The 15921-nt window shown below is 63.1% G+C and carries 12 protein-coding genes; 4 read left to right on the top strand and 8 right to left on the bottom strand.

The window, feature by feature from the left end; translation table 11 throughout:
* Positions 1–48 precede the first annotated feature (48 nt).
* The 3 genes from QQ992_RS16350 to QQ992_RS16340 all read left to right on the top strand — a co-directional run bounded on the left by QQ992_RS16350 (position 49) and on the right by QQ992_RS16340 (position 4084).
* Positions 49–558 carry a sigma-70 family RNA polymerase sigma factor gene (locus QQ992_RS16350; protein WP_119370543.1) on the top strand — a complete coding sequence of 170 codons (510 nt, stop codon included), beginning with the start codon at positions 49–51 and terminating at the stop codon, positions 556–558.
* A gap of 4 nt (positions 559–562) precedes the next feature.
* Entirely contained in the window at positions 563–1546 is a 984-nt protein-coding gene (locus tag QQ992_RS16345; protein ID WP_286110294.1) for a FecR domain-containing protein, read from the top strand.
* 99 nt (positions 1547–1645) lie between these two features.
* Positions 1646–4084: a TonB-dependent siderophore receptor gene (locus QQ992_RS16340; RefSeq protein ID WP_286110293.1), complete on the top strand. Its 2439-nt coding sequence runs from the start codon at positions 1646–1648 to the stop codon at positions 4082–4084.
* A 61-nt stretch (positions 4085–4145) separates the two neighbouring features.
* Here QQ992_RS16340 and QQ992_RS16335 read toward each other — a convergent pair whose 3' ends face one another.
* The 6 genes from QQ992_RS16335 to QQ992_RS16310 form a co-directional block, all read right to left on the bottom strand.
* Positions 4146–4931: an ABC transporter ATP-binding protein gene (locus tag QQ992_RS16335; RefSeq protein ID WP_286110292.1), complete on the bottom strand. Its 786-nt coding sequence runs from the start codon at positions 4929–4931 to the stop codon at positions 4146–4148.
* Positions 4932–4942: 11 nt separating this feature from the next.
* Complete coding sequence (locus QQ992_RS16330) at positions 4943–5698, bottom strand: ABC transporter permease (RefSeq protein WP_286110291.1); 756 nt, start codon at positions 5696–5698, stop codon at positions 4943–4945.
* 10 nt (positions 5699–5708) lie between these two features.
* On the bottom strand, positions 5709–6461 hold the full coding sequence (locus tag QQ992_RS16325; protein ID WP_286110290.1) for an ABC transporter permease: 753 nt from the start codon (positions 6459–6461) through the stop codon (positions 5709–5711).
* 305 nt (positions 6462–6766) lie between these two features.
* A complete protein-coding gene (locus QQ992_RS16320; protein ID WP_286110289.1) occupies positions 6767–9214 on the bottom strand; it encodes a TonB-dependent receptor plug domain-containing protein in 2448 nt (815 codons plus the stop codon).
* A 140-nt stretch (positions 9215–9354) separates the two neighbouring features.
* Positions 9355–11598: a TonB-dependent receptor gene (locus QQ992_RS16315; RefSeq protein WP_286110288.1), complete on the bottom strand. Its 2244-nt coding sequence runs from the start codon at positions 11596–11598 to the stop codon at positions 9355–9357.
* A 217-nt stretch (positions 11599–11815) separates the two neighbouring features.
* Positions 11816–12739, bottom strand: a complete 924-nt coding sequence (locus QQ992_RS16310) for a LysR family transcriptional regulator (RefSeq protein ID WP_286110287.1) — start codon at positions 12737–12739, stop codon at positions 11816–11818.
* Between the two features lie 103 nt (positions 12740–12842).
* On the opposite strand from QQ992_RS16310, the gene nfsB reads away from it, so the two are divergent.
* Complete coding sequence (gene nfsB / locus QQ992_RS16305) at positions 12843–13496, top strand: oxygen-insensitive NAD(P)H nitroreductase (RefSeq protein WP_016711186.1); 654 nt, start codon at positions 12843–12845, stop codon at positions 13494–13496.
* 60 nt (positions 13497–13556) lie between these two features.
* Here nfsB and QQ992_RS16300 read toward each other — a convergent pair whose 3' ends face one another.
* A complete protein-coding gene (locus QQ992_RS16300) occupies positions 13557–14711 on the bottom strand; it encodes a cysteine desulfurase family protein (protein WP_286110286.1) in 1155 nt (384 codons plus the stop codon).
* A 187-nt stretch (positions 14712–14898) separates the two neighbouring features.
* Positions 14899–15825, bottom strand: a complete 927-nt coding sequence (locus QQ992_RS16295; RefSeq protein ID WP_105948734.1) for a LysR family transcriptional regulator — start codon at positions 15823–15825, stop codon at positions 14899–14901.
* Positions 15826–15921: the final 96 nt, after the last annotated feature.

Below are 15921 nucleotides of genomic sequence, written 5' to 3'. Positions count from 1 at the left end.
TGATTATCATGTGTGCCTTTCCAGCATGCAGACGCAGGCCACTTGCCAATGGGACCCCCAAGCTCCTTCGACCTGGATGTCGAGCACCTCTACACGCAGCACCACAGCTGGTTGAAGCGCTGGCTGATGAAGCGTCTGGGGGAGGCTGCGGATGCCGACGACCTGGCCCAGGACACCTTCGTGCGTATCATGCGCGCGCGGCGCCCGGTCAATGACCTGCAGCGCCCCTTGGCGTACCTGGCCACCATCGCCAACAGCCTGCTGATCAACCGCTGGCGGCGCCTGGCGGTGGAGCGCGCCTATGCCGAGGCCTTAGCGGCGCAACCGGAGCAATACGAGATATCCGCCGAAGAGCGCCACTTGCTGATTGAAACCCTCACACAGCTCGATGAGCTGCTGCACGGGCTGTCGCCACGGGTGCGCGAGATCTTCCTGCTGTCGCAGCTCGACGGGCTTACCTACAAGCAGATCGCCGCGCAGCTGGCGCTGAGTGTCGACCAGGTGCAGCGGGCCATGCTCAAGGCATTCGATCGCTGCTATGCCAGCCAGTTCGAGTGACGCCATGCCGCCTTCCGAGCCTGTTTCCCCCGCTGTACGCCAGCAGGCCATTGCCTGGTTCTCGTTGACCCAGTCCGGCGATATCAGCGCCGAGGAAGCCCGTGAGCTTGAACGCTGGCGCCAGGCCGACAGCGAGCACGAACGCGCTTGGCAGCGCATGGCGGGTTTGCCGGCGCTGATCCGCAACAACGCAGGCGCACTGCGCGACCCGGTGGCCAGGTCGGCGCTGCAACAGGCCCGCTACGTCAACGGCGACCGCCGCCAGCTCTTGAAAATGCTGATGGGCGCCAGCGTGTTGGGTGCCATCGGCTGGCAAACCAGGGAAAGCCAATGGCTGCAGGGCAGCCTGGCAGACCTCAGCACGGTGACCGGCGAGCGCCGTCGCCAGGTGCTGGCCGACGGTACCGAGCTGTGGTTGAACACTGCCACTGCGGTGGACATCGACTTCAACGCCAGCACCCGGCGCATCCTGCTGCGCTACGGCGAAATCAACGTGCGCACCGGCCACGACCCGCTCGGCCGGCCGCTGCAGGTGCACACTCAGGATGCGCTGATGCAACCACTGGGTACCCGCTTCACCGTGCGCTGCGGTGAGGGCTGTATAGGCACGTTGCTATCGGTGAGCAGTGGGCGTGTGGCGGCCACGTTACGAAGTGGGCGGGGGCAGCAGGTGGTCGAAAGCGGGCAGCGTGCGCGGCTCGAGGATGCTGGCATTTTCATCACGCCGCAGGCCGTGCAAGACGATGCCTGGGTAGAGGGTTTCGTGATCGCGCAGGCTACACGGCTGGATGAGCTGGTCGGCCAACTCGGCCGCTATCGCCCGGGCATTCTGCGTTGCGACCCGCGTGTGGGCGGGCTGCGGGTTACCGGGTCCTACCCGCTGGATGACAACGAACGCATCCTCGCGCTGTTGGAAAGCAGCCTGCCGGTGAGTATCCAGCGGCGCACGCGTTACTGGGTGACGCTGGTGCCCAAGGCAGAGGCCTGAAAAATTTTTTCGCGAAATGCGCAGTTTTTTCGTTCTCGATTGGCTTCAGGGCATACCCCGCCAATAACGCGGCCCTTTTGACCCATTCGGACGCTCCACATGACCCCTCGCATTACCCCGCTGGCCCGCGCCATCCACCTGGCATTCGCCACCGGCCTGACCCTGGGCAGCCTGGCTGTTACCCATGCCGCGCTGGCGCAGCCTGCGGCCAGCAGCATCATCCGTTTCGATATCGAGGCAGCCCCGCTCGACCAGGCGCTTAGCCAGTTTGGCCGCCAGGCGGGTATCCCGCTGTCGATCGATGCCAGCCTCACGGCCGGCAAGGCCAGCCCGGGGGTGAAGGGCAGTTTCAGCGTGGAGCAAGGCTTTGCCCAGTTGCTGGCCGGCACCGGGCTGAACGTGTTCAGGACCGACAGTGGCAACTACCTGCTGATGCAGGCAGCCGAGCCGAGTGGGGCGCTGGAACTGGGGGCCACGTCGATCAACTCGCGGCTGCTGGGTGAGACCACCGAGGGCACCGGGTCGTACACCACGGGGGTGACCAGTACGGCTACCAAGATGAACCTGTCGCTCAAGGAAACGCCACAAACCATCACAGTCATTACACGCCAGCGCATGGACGACCAACACCTGACCAGCATGACTGACGTGCTCAGGCAGACTCCGGGCATCACCATGACCCAGGACGGTGGTGAGCGCTACAACATCTATTCGCGCGGTAGTGCCATGAACACCTATCAGTTCGATGGCGTGACCACCACCCAGGAAAACATCACCCGCAATATGCCCAGCACACTGCTGGACATGGCGCTATATGACCGGGTCGAAATTGTGCGCGGTGCCACTGGGCTGATGACCGGGGCAGGCGATCCCAGTGGCGTGATCAATTTGATTCGCAAGAAGCCAATGCATACGTTCAAATCCTATGTTCAGGCCAATGCCGGCTCTTGGGACAACTACCGGGGTGAAGCCGATGTGTCCGGCCCGCTCAACGAGGCGGCAAATGTGCGCGGGCGATTGGTCGCGGCCAAGCAGGACAATCACACCTACATGGATTGGTACGATCAGAAGCGAGAGATCTTCTACGGCGTTGTCGAAGCCGATGTGACTGACACGACCTTGGTCCGTTTTGGCATCGATAACCAGAAGTACAAGGCAACTGGCGCCCCTGGCGCTCCGTTACTCTTTACTGATGGCCAAGCTGCACATTACTCGCGTTCGACCAGCTCGGGAGCACGCTGGGGCTACGAAAAATTCGACACCACCAATTACACTGCGACGCTGGAGCAAGCGCTCGCCAACGATTGGCAGGTCCGGGTTGTTACCAACTACATGAAGATCAAACGCGATACTGATAACACAACCCTGGACAGCTCCAGCGGCCGTTCGTGGTTGCGACCTGACGGGATCGGCTCTGCAGAGCGCGCCTACGTCAAGGCCGATCAGATACAGAAGGGTTTGGACATAAATGCCCAAGGACCCTTCCAGTTGTTCGGGCGAACTCACGAGTTGATCGCGGGCTACAACTATTCGGACTATCGAAACCAGCACTGGGGCGTTTCGGGTGTGATTGCAGCCTTCGATTACAACAACTGGAAAAACCAGATCGATAAAGTGCCGCTGACCTCTGTGATGGATTTTGATATCACCAGCCGGCAGAGCGGCTACTTTGTGGCCAGTCGCTTCAACCTCACCGATGAGTTGCATTTCATACTGGGAGCCCGTGTTTCCAACTATCACTATGACTACGATCTTGTGTACTCGACCGGGTATGTCAGTCAGTATCAGATTCAAGAGAGTGGTGTCGTCACACCTTACGCCGGGCTGATTTACGACATCACGCCTGAGCAGTCGGTTTACGCCAGCTACACCGATATCTTCAAGCCCAACTCGGCCGAGGACCGTAACCGCAAGACTCTGGATCCGCAGGTGGGTGCCAACTACGAAATGGGCTGGAAGGGCGAGTTCCTCGACGGTCGTCTCAATACCAGTGCTGCCATTTATTTCATCAAACGGGACAATGTGCCTGAAGAGGACCCGGAACCGGTCATCGACAACCCAAGCAGACCGGACGTCAAACGTACGGCCTACGTGGCCGTGAGTGGTGCAGAAACCAAGGGCATCGACCTGGAAATGGCAGGTGAAATCTTGCCGGGCTGGAGTGCTCAGGTCGGCTATAGCCATACGCGAACCGAGGATGCCGAAGGTCACCGCATCACCACCCAGTTGCCCATGGATACCTTCCGCTTCTGGACCACCTATCGTCTGCCGGGTGACTGGCAAAGAATGACCGTGGGCGGTGGCGTGGACTGGAACTCCAGCTCATCAATTGCCTATACGAACTACAGCAGCACCATTCGACAAGATGACTATGCAGTGGCAAACCTCATGGCACGCTATCAGGTTAACGACCATCTGAGCACCACGCTGAATGTCGCCAACCTGTTCGATGAAAAATACTATTCGGGCATGGGCGGCAGCTATGGGCACTATGGTGCACCGCGTAATGCCAATGTGAGTGTGCGCTACGACTTTTGAGAATTGCGCATGTCTCATTGATTTAACATGGAACGCACAGCGCCTGTGAGCTTGCTGCCGCTCAATGCCCCACCAGTTCCCCCAGCAACCGCTGTTTGTACGCCTGCAACACTTGGCTCTCGCGTTGGCGTGGGTGTGGCAGGTTGATACGCAGATCCTCACGAATCCGTCCCGGGTGTGCGTCCATCACGATCACCCGGTCACCGAGGTACAGCGCTTCTTCGATATCGTGGGTCACCATGATCACCGTGCAACGCTCCTGCACCCAGATGCGCTGCAACTCCTGTTGCAGCCGCACCCGGGTCAGTGCATCGAGTGCGCCGAGTGGCTCGTCCAGCAACAGCACCTTGGGCTTGTTCACCAGCGCCCGGGCAATCGCCGCGCGTTGGGCCATGCCACCGGAAAGCTGGTGCGGGTAGGCCTGCTCGTAACCGCTCAGGCCCACCCGTTCGATGTGCTCGGCCACCAATCGATTCTTCTCGGTCGTCGGCAGTGCATGGTTTTTCAACGCCAGGGCGATGTTCTGCTGCAGGGTCATCCACGGGAACAGGCGGTGGTCCTGGAACACGATGCCGCGCTCCAGGCCTGGCCCGCGCACGGGTTGCCCATCCAGCAGGATCTGCCCTTGGTAAGCCTGGTCCAGGCCAACGATCAACCGTAGCAGGGTAGATTTGCCGCAGCCGCTGGCGCCGAGAATGCTGACAAACTCGCCGGGGCGGATGTCCAGGTCGATGCCTTGCAGCACCGGCACAGCCTTGCCCTTGAGCGGGTACGCCTTGTTCAGGCCGCGAAGGGTCAGCGCGCCGGTGATGGCGCTGGTGGGTAAAGCATGGGCGATGGCGTTCATGGTCGGGCCTTTCAAGAAGTGGTACGCCAGCGCAGCAGGCGGCGGGTGAGGAGGGTGCTCAGCCAGGACATCAGGTAGCCACACAGGCCGATGCACAGCACGCAGACCACGATGATCTCCATGCGCGCCCCGGCTTCGGCGGTCATCATCAAGCTGCCAAGGCCGGCCCCGGCAGACAGGAACAGCTCGCTGCCCACCGAGGTTACCCAGGCGAACGCCAGGGCCTGCAACACCCCGGCGGCAATGCCTGGCAGGGCGGCGGGTAGCAGGATCAGCCAAAGTTGCTGCCAACGGCTGAGCATCAGTACCTGCGCGGCTTCACGGTGCTGACCGGCGACCTGGCGCAGGCTCTCGAACGTGTTCAGCACCATCGGGTACAACGCCGCCAGGCTGACAATCAGCAGCTTGGCGCCTTCGCCGTTCCCCAGCCATAAGGCAATCAACGGAATCCAACCCAGCATCGGCACCTGGCGCAGGGCGTGGAACAGTGGGGCGATCAGGCGGTTGGCCGGTGCGGACAGGGCCATCAGCGCGCCCAGGCCAACACCGCCGACAATGCCAATGGCCAGGCCGCTGCAGGTGCGCAGCAAGCTGGCCCACAGGTTGACCAGCAATTCACCGCTGCCCAGCAATTCGGCCAGGGCCGTGCCCACCTGCGCCAGTGGCACGAAGGCAAAGGCGCCGGCTGCGCCCTGGCGCGAGGCGTACTCCCAGGCGCCGAGCAGCAGCAGTGGCAACACCAGACCGCGCAATGTGTGCAGTTTCATCACAGCCTCCTCAGCGGCTTTGCCAGGCTGACAAGCGCCGCTCCACACGGCGCAGGGTGAAATCTAGGGTAAAACCGATCAGCCCGGTCAGCACCACGCCGACCATCACCACATCGATACGCAGCATCTGCCGGCCCATCTCGATCATCTGCCCCAGGCCGCTGTCCGCCGCCAGCAGCTCGCAGGCCACCAGCACCACCCAGGCGCGGGTCAGGGCCACGCGAATACCGGTGACAATGGCCGGTACTGCAGCGGGCAGGGCAATTCGCCCCACCAGCGTCGGCCAGCGCAAGCGGTACACCGCCGCCACTTCGAAATGGCTGCGCGGGATGGCGCGGATGCCTTCACAGGTGGCCAGTGCCACCGGGAAGAACGCGGTCTTGGCAACGATCACTACCTTGAAGGTTTCGTCGACACCAAACATCAGCACGAACATCGGGATCAGGGCGATGCTCGGCACCTGACGCAGGGTGTGGAACAGTGGGGCGCAGTACGCCTCCACCGTTTTCGACAGGGCCAGCGCCGCACCGAAGCCGAGGCCGGCCAGTGCGCCGCCGGTGAAGCCCAGGGCCAGGCGCGACAGGCTGCCGGCCAGGTGCGCCTGAAGTTCACCTGTGGCCAGCAGGTCGTTGAGGCTCAGCCAGACCTCTTGCGGCGGGACCAGCAGGTTGGCCGGAAACAGCCCGGCATTGGCCACCACGGCCCAGAGCGTGAGCAGGGCCAGGGGGGAGATGAACCAGGAAAGGGTGGAGAGCACGCGCATGGCTGGCCTTGGGGAAGCTAAGGGTACAGGGGTATCGCAAGAGATGTGCCAGGCGGTGGAAGCCCGGGATTGCGGGGGCGGACGGATGGGGTGGTGCTGAGGCAACAGTGGGTTGCTGATGTAGCAGCAATCAGTCAGCAGTATCGTGATCACAGGCATGCTCGCCCCTGTAGGAGCGGCCTTGTGTCGCGATGGGCCGCAGCGCGGCCCCGGCATTTTATGCGGCGAAGCTGAAACCCTGGGGCCGCTCTGCGGCCCATCGCGACACAAGGCCGCTCCTACAGGAGATGTGCAAGCCAGTCATATCAGAAGTCGTAACTCACGCTGGTGTAGTAGAACGCTCCCTGCGCCCCCTCCGGGCTGGTGATGGAGTATTTAGGTACGCCATACAACTGCGCGCCCTTGAGCTTGTCCGGGTGGCTGTCGAACAGGTTGATCGCGCCCGCCGACAAGGTCAGGCCCAGGTCGAAGCGGTACGACACATCCAGGTCGGTCACCCACTGCGGGCTGAAGGTCTGGTCCAGCGTGGGGTTTGCGGCGTTGCGGTTTTTCCACTCGCCATAGCGGCGCTGAGCCACGGTGACGCTCCAGTTGTCATACAGCCAGTTGGCGCTGAGCGTGAGCTTGTCCTTGGGCGTGCCATCCTCGATCAGCCCTTGGGTATTGCGGCCGATAATCTGGTTGCCGGGGATGTTGCCCACATCATCCAGCCCGGTGATGCGGGTGTTGTTGCGAGCATAGCCGCCGTTGAAGTCCACTCGCCCCCAGCGGCCCACGTCCAGCTGATAATGGCCCGCCAACTCGAAACCGTCGGTGCGGGTGTCGGCGATGTTGGTATAGAACGCCGCACTCTGGATGTTGGCGTAAGGGGTACCGGCGAAGATCGGGCCCACCACCGAGGCCGGCAACTGATCGGACAGGGTGATGCGGTTGTCGATGTCGATACGGTAGGCGTCGAGTGTGACCGAAGCGTTGGGCAACGGCCGCCAGACCAGGCCCACGGAGAAGTTGGTCGACTCTTCCGGCTTCAGCGCCTTGCCGCCTAGCAAGGCGGCTTCCGGGCTGTCGGCGCGCAGGGTGCGCTGCTGCACCTCGACCCAGTTGCCACTGCCTGGCGGCTGCTCTACCACTTGCACACTGAACGACGACAGCCCGCTCTGCACCAGCGAAGGCGCACGGTAGCCGGTACTGGCGCTGGCGCGCGCGGCAATCTGCGGGGTGAAGTCGTAGCGCAGCGACAGCTTGCCGTTGGTGGTGTCACCAAAGTCCGAATAATGCTCGCTGCGCACCGCCACACCGGCCTGGAATTTTTCTGTCAGTTGGGCTTCGACATCGACATAGGCGCCGATCACGCGGCGGTCCAGCGACACGGCATCGACCTGGGTGATGCCCGAGTAATAGCCGGGGATGCGTCGGCCAGAGGCCGGGTCAACGGTGTTGAACAGCGGGCCGTTGGACCAGCCGGCGGCGTCGCCCTCGGTCAGGTCGTAGTTTTCCTGACGCCAGGCCAGCCCGGCAGAGACTGTAAGCGGCTTGAACAACCAGTCGTTGGCAAAGTCGCGGGTCCAGTCAAGGGTCAGGTTGGTCTGGTCGGCTTCGCGGCGGCCGGTGTAGATCGTCGAGGGGCTCGCCGTACCCCAGCTGGGGTTGATGGCGTTACGGTCGGTGGAGTCGACCCGGTTGTCGCCGTAGTTCAAGGCCAGGTCGAAGTTGCCCAAGGTTTCGTCTTCAAGGCGCAGGCCGCCGGTGACCGCAAAGTCTTCCAGGCCATAGCGGGTGACCGGCAGGCGGCCGTCCGGGTAGCGCGCCAGGGCCACGCTGCCGTAGTTGCTGCGCAGGGTGGTGGGCGGGTCGAAGAAGTTCTCGGCGTCGGTGTTCTTGTGCGCGTAGGTGGCAAAGCCGTAGGCGCTAAGGCCGTCGCTCAAGCCCATTTCGGCGTTGGCGGTGAAGTTGTACTGGTCCGAGACATTGCCCGAACCCCAGCGCCAGTTGCGGTAGCGGTTGTTCTGCTCGCGCGCGGTGTCGACGCTGGTGGAGCCCGGGTAGAACAGGCGGTTGTCGTCGCGGGTGTCGCTGGCCGGGTCCTGAGAGCCTGCGTCGAAGGCCAGGGTGAGGAAGCCGTCGTTGGGCAGGGCAAAGCCTTTCCAGCCGCTGAGCTTGCGCTGCAGGCCGTCGCCTTTCTTGTAGCCGCCGAAGCGGTAGCCGGCGTTACCGCCTTCGTCGCGCTCCTTGAGCACGATGTTGATCACTCCGGCGATGGCGTCCGATCCGTACTGGGCGGCGGCGCCGTCACGCAGGATTTCCACGCGCTCGATGGCCGACAGCGGGATCAGGCTGAGGTCCACCGCTGCCGCGCCACGGGCGTTGACCAAACCCTGGCGGGTAACGTTGGCGCTGGTGTGGCGGCGCTTGCCGTTGACCAGCACCAGCACTTGGTCGGAAGCCAGGCCGCGCAGCGAGGCACCTTGGGCGATGGAACCTGCGAAAGCACCTTGCGGTGATTGCGGGAAGCTGAACGAGGGCGACAGTGCGGTGAGTGCGGTGGACAGGTCACTGGCGCCGGTTTCCTGGAGTTTTTCGCCGCTCAATACATCGACCGGGGCGGCGCTTTGCAGGGCGGTGACGTCGCTGCGGTGGGTGCCGACCACGACCACGGTGTCGAGGCGGTCATTGGGTTCGGCGGCGAAGGCGGGCACGGCGAGGCCGGCGATGGCCAAGGCGATGGCGCTGGCCAAGGGGGTGTGGTGGGGCATGGGGTGTTCCTGCTGAATGATGTATTGGCAGTGCTGGCCCTATCGCCGGCAAGCCAGCTCCCACAGGTACAGCACTGGACCTGAGATCTGCGGGGACTTGTGGGAGCTGGCTTGCCGGCGATAGGGCCCGGAAGGACAACCTAGAACCGGCTGGTAACGCTCAGTCCAACGGTGCGCGGGTCGCCGTAGGTGATCACGTACTGCCCGGCAGTGCCGTTGGGCCGGCCGTGCACCTGGTAGCGGCGGTCGGTGAGGTTGTTGACGAAGCCGGTCACGCTCAGCTTGTCGTCATGGCTGAACCAGCTCAGGCGGGCGTTGGCCAGGGTGTAGTGGGGCTGGCTGAGGGTGGCGTCGGCACTGCTCTGGCGGTCGGCCAGGAAGTACTCCTTGTCCCGGAAGCTCACGTCGCCACCGGCCACCAGCTTGCCGCCCACTTCCAGCGGGATGGTGTAGTCGGCGCCCAGCGACACCACGTTGCGCGGCGAGCGCACGAAGCTGTTGCCGCTGTAGTCGCCGGTCACCGCGCCGGTGGTAGGGTTGGTGTTCTTGAAGTCGGTGTACTCGGTGTCGAGGAACGACACCGCCGCGCGCAGGTGCAGGCGCTCGGTCGGCTGGCCTTCGATTTCCAGTTCTGCGCCTTTGACCTTGCCCTTGGCGCCGTTGGTCAGTGCGGTGGTGAGCACGCCGTTGTTCACCGTCAGCAGATTCACCTGGATGTCGGAGTAGTCGTAGTAGAAGAGGTTGGCGTTGACGGTCAGGCGGCGATCGAGCCACTCCGACTTCAGCCCCAGCTCGTAGGCATCCAGCTCTTCCGGGTCGACCGTGGTCAGCTGTGCCAGGCTGGTCGAGAGCCCAGTGTTGAAGCCGCCCGAGCGGAAACCATGGGCGTAGCGGAAGAACACCCGCAGGTTGTCATTGATGCGGTATTCGGGGGTGAGGTCGTAGGTCCAGGCTTCCCAGGTCTTGTCTTCCTGGCGGTTACCGTTGGTGCCCACACCGCCCAGCGGGATCAGCGGGCCGTTGGCGGTGGCGCGGGTCAGTTGCACCAGGTCCAGGTCGATGTCCTTCTTCTCCTGGGTCCAGCGCAGGCCGCCGGTGACGCTGAAATCATCGGTAAAGTCGTAGGTCAGGTTGCCAAACAGCGCATAGCTGTCGGTGCGGTGGTCGTAACCCAGGTCACGGAACACGGTGGTGCCCACCTGGTTCGAGCCGGTGCCGTTGGGCGTCGGCCCGGGGGTGACGATGCGTTGCGCCGAGCTGTCCAGGTCTTCATGGAAGTAGTGCGCACCCACCAGCCAGTGCAGCGGGCGGTCTTCCGGCGAGGCCAGGCGCAGCTCTTGCGACCACTGGCGGTAGCTGTTGTCGGTGATGGCCGCGCCGTTGACCTCGTAGGGGGTGTAGTCGGCATCGCTGGTGGAGCGGTTGCGGATGTAGTCGTAGGCGCTGATCGAGGTCAGGGTGTAATCGCCGAGGTACCAGTTGAAGGTCAGCGAGGCGCCGTCGTGGTCCAGGCGATAGTCTTCGTTGACGTTCAGCGAGATATCGCGGCCGTGCGGGCGTTCGTAGCCGACGTTGTAGTAGCGGCCAACCGGCAGCGAGCCGTTGCTGCCATCGCCTTTGAACTGGCGGCTGTGCAGTTTGAGCAGGGCGTCCAGGTCCGGGTTGAGCTGGGCCAGGAACTGCAGACGGATGGCTTTCTTGTTCACATCACCGTAGGTGTTGCCGTCGAAGTCGTTGTTCTGGAAACCGTCACGCTCTTCGGAATACAGCGCTACTCGCCCGGCCAGTTTTTCATCGACCAGCGCACCGCCGATGGCACCGGTGACAATACGCTCGTTCTTGCTGCCGAAGCCGACAGTGCCATAGCCGTCGGTGTCGAAGGTGGGCTTCTTCGAGATCACGTTCACTGCGCCGGCCGTGGTGTTCTTGCCATACAGGGTGCCTTGCGGCCCGCGCAGGATTTCGATGCGTTCCAGGTCGAACAGCGGCCCGCCACCGGCGATGGGCGCGTTGAGGTAGACATCGTCCGCGTAGATGCCCACCGGGAATACGGTTGCCGCACCGGTATCGCCGGTGCCCAGGCCGCGGATATACCAACGAGGGCGGCCGTCGCCGTCGGGGTTCTTGGCCGAGGCGTTGGGCACGAAGGTGGTGATGTCGCCCATCGAGCGCACGCCATCGGCAGTGATGCTGGTGCCCTTGATGGCCGACACGGCAACCGGTACTTCCTGCAAGGTCTGCTCTCGGTGCTGAGCGGTGACCGTTACGGTTTCAAGGGCGGGTTCGTTCTTGTTGTCTTCGTTGGCAGCGATGGCCTGGCTGCCGGTGCCGGCCAGCAGCAGCGCAAGGCTGATCTGGCGGGCCAGTGGGTTGAGCTGATGCATGGTGAATCTCCCCGTATGTAAAGCGTTGTTGGGGAGGGCTAGAGCAGGGACTGTGCCATATTGTTAAGTTATTGATATATATGGTTTTTATTGGATTTCTTCGGCGGTGTTGCAGGTTGGGCAGCAGTCGGGTGCTGGGCGGGTGCTGCTGGGGCAGCAGTGGTGACGTGCAACCTGCAGCGAGCGTTTTTGCGCCCTGCTCGCTGCCTGCTGGCGCTTAGTCTGGAACGATTGTGCAACCGTTGTTCAGTGCGCGAGCGCGCAGGGCCTCGAAGTGGTCGCGCAGGCACAGGTGCAGTTGCGACACCGCAGGCGTGAGTTGTTTGCGGTGTGGGCAAACCAGGGTTACAGGCACGGATTCACCCAGGTATTCGGGCAGGATGATCTGCAGTTCGCCGGCTGCAATATTGGCGCTTACGTCCAGCCACGATTTGTAGACGATGCCTTCACCTTGCAAAGCCAGACGGCGGATGACGTCGGCATCGTCGCTGACCAGCGGCCCGCTGACCTGCACGGTGCGGTTGCCCACCCGCCACTTGTCGTAGACCCGGTTGTGCTGCATGTACAGCAGGCAGGCATGCTCTTGCAGGGCTTCGGGTGTGATCGGGTGGCCGTGGCGGTCCAGGTACTCGGGCGATGCCACCAGCACCCGGCGGTTCCAGCTGGCCAAGGGCAGGGCGATGTAGTTGGCGTCCTGGTTGAGGCCATAGCGGATGGCCACATCCACCGGGTCACGGTTCAGGTCGGCAATCTGGTCGGACAGAAAGAAGCGCAGGTGCAGGGCCGGGTGCTCCCGGCGAAAGGCGCTCAGCCAGGGCAACAGCATGTTGCGGCCCAGGTCGGAAGGCGCCGACACCTGCAGGGTGCCGCGCAGGGTGCCGGGGTTGCCATGCAGGTCTTCGCGCCCCTGGCGAAGGCTCTCCAGCACATTCAGGGCGGTCGGCAGGTAGCGCTCGCCTTCGGCGGTAAGGCGCAGGCTACGGGTGGTACGGGCAAACAGGCGCACATCGAGGTCGCGTTCGAGGCGTTTGATCGCAGCAGCCACTTGCCCCGGCAGCAGACCGGCTTCATGGGCGGCGGCCGTAAAGCTACCCAGTACGCTGCTGCGCACGAACAGTTCGAGGTCAGTGATGCGCAGCATCTTCACTCCAGGTGTGAAAGTGTTGCTGCATTGTGCCGGTTTTTCTTTGCGGCAGGAAAGATAAGATGCCCGGCAAATCCCCCGTACATTCCGGAGTTGTTGCATGGATACCGTCTCGCTGGCCAAGCGCCGCTACACCACCAAAGCCTACGATGCCTCGCGCCGCATTCCCCAGGCCACTGTCGACGCCCTGCTCGAGCAACTGCGCCACAGCCCGTCCTCGGTCAACTCCCAACCCTGGCACTTCATCGTCGCCGACACGGCCGAAGGCAAGGCCCGCCTGGCCAAGAGCACCACGGAGCGCTTTGCTTACAACACGCCGAAACTGCTCGATGCGTCGCACGTGATTGTGTTCTGCACCCGTACCGAAATGCCCGAGGCGCACCTCAATGCCGTGCTCGAGCAGGAAGCTGCCGATGGCCGTTTCCGCGATGAGCAGGCGCGAGCCGCGCAGAACCAGAGCCGCCGTCACTACGTCGACCTGCACCGTCATGACCAGAAGGATGTGCAGCACTGGATGGAGAAACAGACCTATCTGGCATTGGGTACTGCATTGCTGGGAGCAGCGGCGCATGGCCTGGACGCCACGCCCATCGAGGGGTTCGACAGCAAGATCCTGGATGCCGAGCTGGGGCTGCGTGAGCGTGGCTTCACCAGCGTGGTGATCCTCAGCCTGGGCTATCGTGCTGAAACGGACTTTAACGCCGGGCTGAACAAGTCGCGCTTGCCAGCGTCGCAGGTGTTCACCTTCCTGTGAGGTTACCGGGGCGCTAGGTGCCCCGGTGACGCCGTGCGGCAGGCCGCGCCAGGGCGCGGCTTACCACAACACTGCAGATGCCGCTGTCAGTACCCGGGCAAACACCTCGATCGCTTTGTCCACTTCGGCTTCGGTGCTGAAGCGCCCGATGCTCAAGCGCACACTGTTGCGTGCCTGGTGCTCGTCCAGCCCCAGCGCCAGCAGCACATGTGAGGCGGCATGGCTGGCCGAGTTGCAGGCCGAGGTGGTCGATAACGCCAACTCGCTGGCCAGCGCCGCACTGTTGAAGCCCTTGCTGTCGATGCACAGGTTCAGGGTATGGGGAATGCGTTGGCTGGCGCAGCCGTTCAGGCTGACGCCGGGCAAGGCCAGCAGGCCTTCGCGCAGACGCTTTGCCAGTTGTTCCAGGTGCTGGTACTCACTGTCACCGGGTTGGCCGGCCAAGGCGAAAGCGCTACCCATGCCCGCGATCTGGTGGGTCGCCAGGGTGCCGGAGCGCAGGCCCTGTTCATGGCCGCCGCCGTGCATCTGCGCACGCATCAGCGTACGTGCGCGTGGCCCGACGTACAGCGCGCCGATGCCTTTTGGCCCGTACACCTTGTGCGCCGAAAACGACATCAGGTCCACGGCCATCGTGTTCAGGTCGATGGCCAGCTTGCCCACGGCCTGCGCTGCGTCCACGTGCAGCAAGGCACCGTGGGCACGCACCTGCTCACCAATGGCGGCAAAGTCGGTGACCGTGCCCAGCTCATTGTTGACTGCCATCAACGATACCAGGCGGGTATCGGGGCGCAGTGCGGCCTGTACGCTGGCGGGCTGGATCAGGCCGGCGGCATCCGGGGCCAGGCGGGTAACGGCCCAGCCTTGGCGCTCCAGTTCGGCCACGGTGTCGAGCACGGCTTTGTGTTCCAGTTGGCTGGTGATCAGGTGCCCAGGCTGGCCGGCGCCTTGAGCAATGCCTTTTAGCGCCAGGTTGTTGGACTCGGTCGCGCCCGAGGTCCAGACCAGGCGCTCGACGTGTGCGCCGACGCGCTCGGCCACTTGCTGGCGGGCTTGCTCAACGGCTCGTCGGGCAGCCTGGCCGAAGGCATGACCACTGGACGCCGGGTTGCCGAAGTTGGCGTGGCTGCCAAGGCTGGCGAGCATGGTTTCGATGACCCGGTCGTCGACTGGAGTGGTGGCGGCGTAATCAAAGTAGAGCGGGGCGCTTGGCATTGAGGCAGGTCCATGTCTGTCGCCGTGAAATCGGCGATTGATGGAGTAAGCGTATCCGCCATCTGAGAGAAATTTTTTACTTCCCACAGTGGATCTTTGAGTGCTGCCACATACATTTTCTATCTATTTGTAGTTTTGTAGGATTTTTTCCTCCGTTGTGGCCAGGAGCGATCCCTTGTATGCATCTTCAGGCGGGCTCCGAGGCTCTTTCTTCCTCGGCCACCACACGTTCGCACAGTTCGGTGATTTGCTCACGCATCCAGCGGTTGGCCGGGTCCTGGTCGGTGCTTTCATGCCAGTACAGGTGCGTTTCGAGCGCGGGTACTTCCACCGGCAGGGGGTGATAGCGCAGCTGATGGCGGCGGGCGAAGCGCTCGGGCACGGTCATCGCCATGTCGGTTTGCTGCAATACCTGCGAAGCCATCAGGTAGTGCTGCGAGCGCAAGGCCACTTTGCGCTGTACACCCATCTTGCCCAGCGCCAGGTCAACATAGCCCAGGCCGTTACGGCGGCTGGAAATATGGATGTGGGTCATGCCCAGGTAACTGTCGAGGGTCAGCTTGCTGTCGGCCAGCGGGTGGCCCTGGCGCAAGGCACAGACATAGCGGTCTTGCATCAGTTTGACGTGGCGTACCTGCGGGTCGGTGTTCAGGGGGGCGTCGATGGCGAAGTCCAGGCGGCCGGCGGCGAGCTCCTTGGTGGTTTCGCGGCGCTTGCACAGGAAACTCTCGATCAGCACCGCCGGCGCCAGGCGGCGCAAGCGCTGGAACAGCGGCGGCAGAATTACCGCCTCGGTCAGGTCGGTCATGCTGATGCGGAAGGTCTTGTTGGCTTGTTGCGGGTTGAAGATACGGCTTTCCTGCACCGACGTACGCAACAGTGCCAGGGCGTTGCGCACCGGGCCGATGATGTTCTGTGCCATGGGCGTGGGCACCATGCCCTGCGCGGTGCGCACGAACAGCGGGTCGTTGAAGGTTTCGCGCAACCGCGAAAGGGCGTTGGACACCGCTGGCTGCGTGATACCTACAATCTGCCCGGCGCGGGTCAGGTTGGCTTCGGTATAGATCGCATCGAACACGATGAACAGGTTGAGGTCGACCTTGCTGAGGTTCATGGGCGCCGCTCTTTGTTGGAGTTATTGGCCGATCATATATCGGTTATGAATGTTTATACACGCGGAAAATAGACTAGGTGGATGGGCGCAGGCTGC

Origin of the sequence: Pseudomonas kurunegalensis, from assembly GCF_030291635.1 — a bacterium.
GTDB classification, from domain to species: domain Bacteria; phylum Pseudomonadota; class Gammaproteobacteria; order Pseudomonadales; family Pseudomonadaceae; genus Aquipseudomonas; species Aquipseudomonas monteilii.
Note: the sequence above shows the minus strand (reverse complement) of the source record. Positions and strands in the feature narration are given on the sequence as shown.

What these genes read in the sequence shown, in the direction of transcription:
- QQ992_RS16350 (WP_119370543.1), top strand. Translation starts at nt 49, where the DNA reads ATGGGACCCCCAAGCTCCTTCGACCTGGATGTCGAGCACCTCTACACG.
- QQ992_RS16345 (WP_286110294.1), top strand. Translation starts at nt 563, where the DNA reads ATGCCGCCTTCCGAGCCTGTTTCCCCCGCTGTACGCCAGCAGGCCATT.
- QQ992_RS16340 (WP_286110293.1), top strand. Translation starts at nt 1,646, where the DNA reads ATGACCCCTCGCATTACCCCGCTGGCCCGCGCCATCCACCTGGCATTC.
- QQ992_RS16335 (WP_286110292.1), bottom strand. Translation starts at nt 4,931, where the DNA reads ATGAACGCCATCGCCCATGCTTTACCCACCAGCGCCATCACCGGCGCG.
- QQ992_RS16330 (WP_286110291.1), bottom strand. Translation starts at nt 5,698, where the DNA reads ATGAAACTGCACACATTGCGCGGTCTGGTGTTGCCACTGCTGCTGCTC.
- QQ992_RS16325 (WP_286110290.1), bottom strand. Translation starts at nt 6,461, where the DNA reads ATGCGCGTGCTCTCCACCCTTTCCTGGTTCATCTCCCCCCTGGCCCTG.
- QQ992_RS16320 (WP_286110289.1), bottom strand. Translation starts at nt 9,214, where the DNA reads ATGCCCCACCACACCCCCTTGGCCAGCGCCATCGCCTTGGCCATCGCC.
- QQ992_RS16315 (WP_286110288.1), bottom strand. Translation starts at nt 11,598, where the DNA reads ATGCATCAGCTCAACCCACTGGCCCGCCAGATCAGCCTTGCGCTGCTG.
- QQ992_RS16310 (WP_286110287.1), bottom strand. Translation starts at nt 12,739, where the DNA reads ATGCTGCGCATCACTGACCTCGAACTGTTCGTGCGCAGCAGCGTACTG.
- nfsB (WP_016711186.1), top strand. Translation starts at nt 12,843, where the DNA reads ATGGATACCGTCTCGCTGGCCAAGCGCCGCTACACCACCAAAGCCTAC.
- QQ992_RS16300 (WP_286110286.1), bottom strand. Translation starts at nt 14,711, where the DNA reads ATGCCAAGCGCCCCGCTCTACTTTGATTACGCCGCCACCACTCCAGTC.
- QQ992_RS16295 (WP_105948734.1), bottom strand. Translation starts at nt 15,825, where the DNA reads ATGAACCTCAGCAAGGTCGACCTCAACCTGTTCATCGTGTTCGATGCG.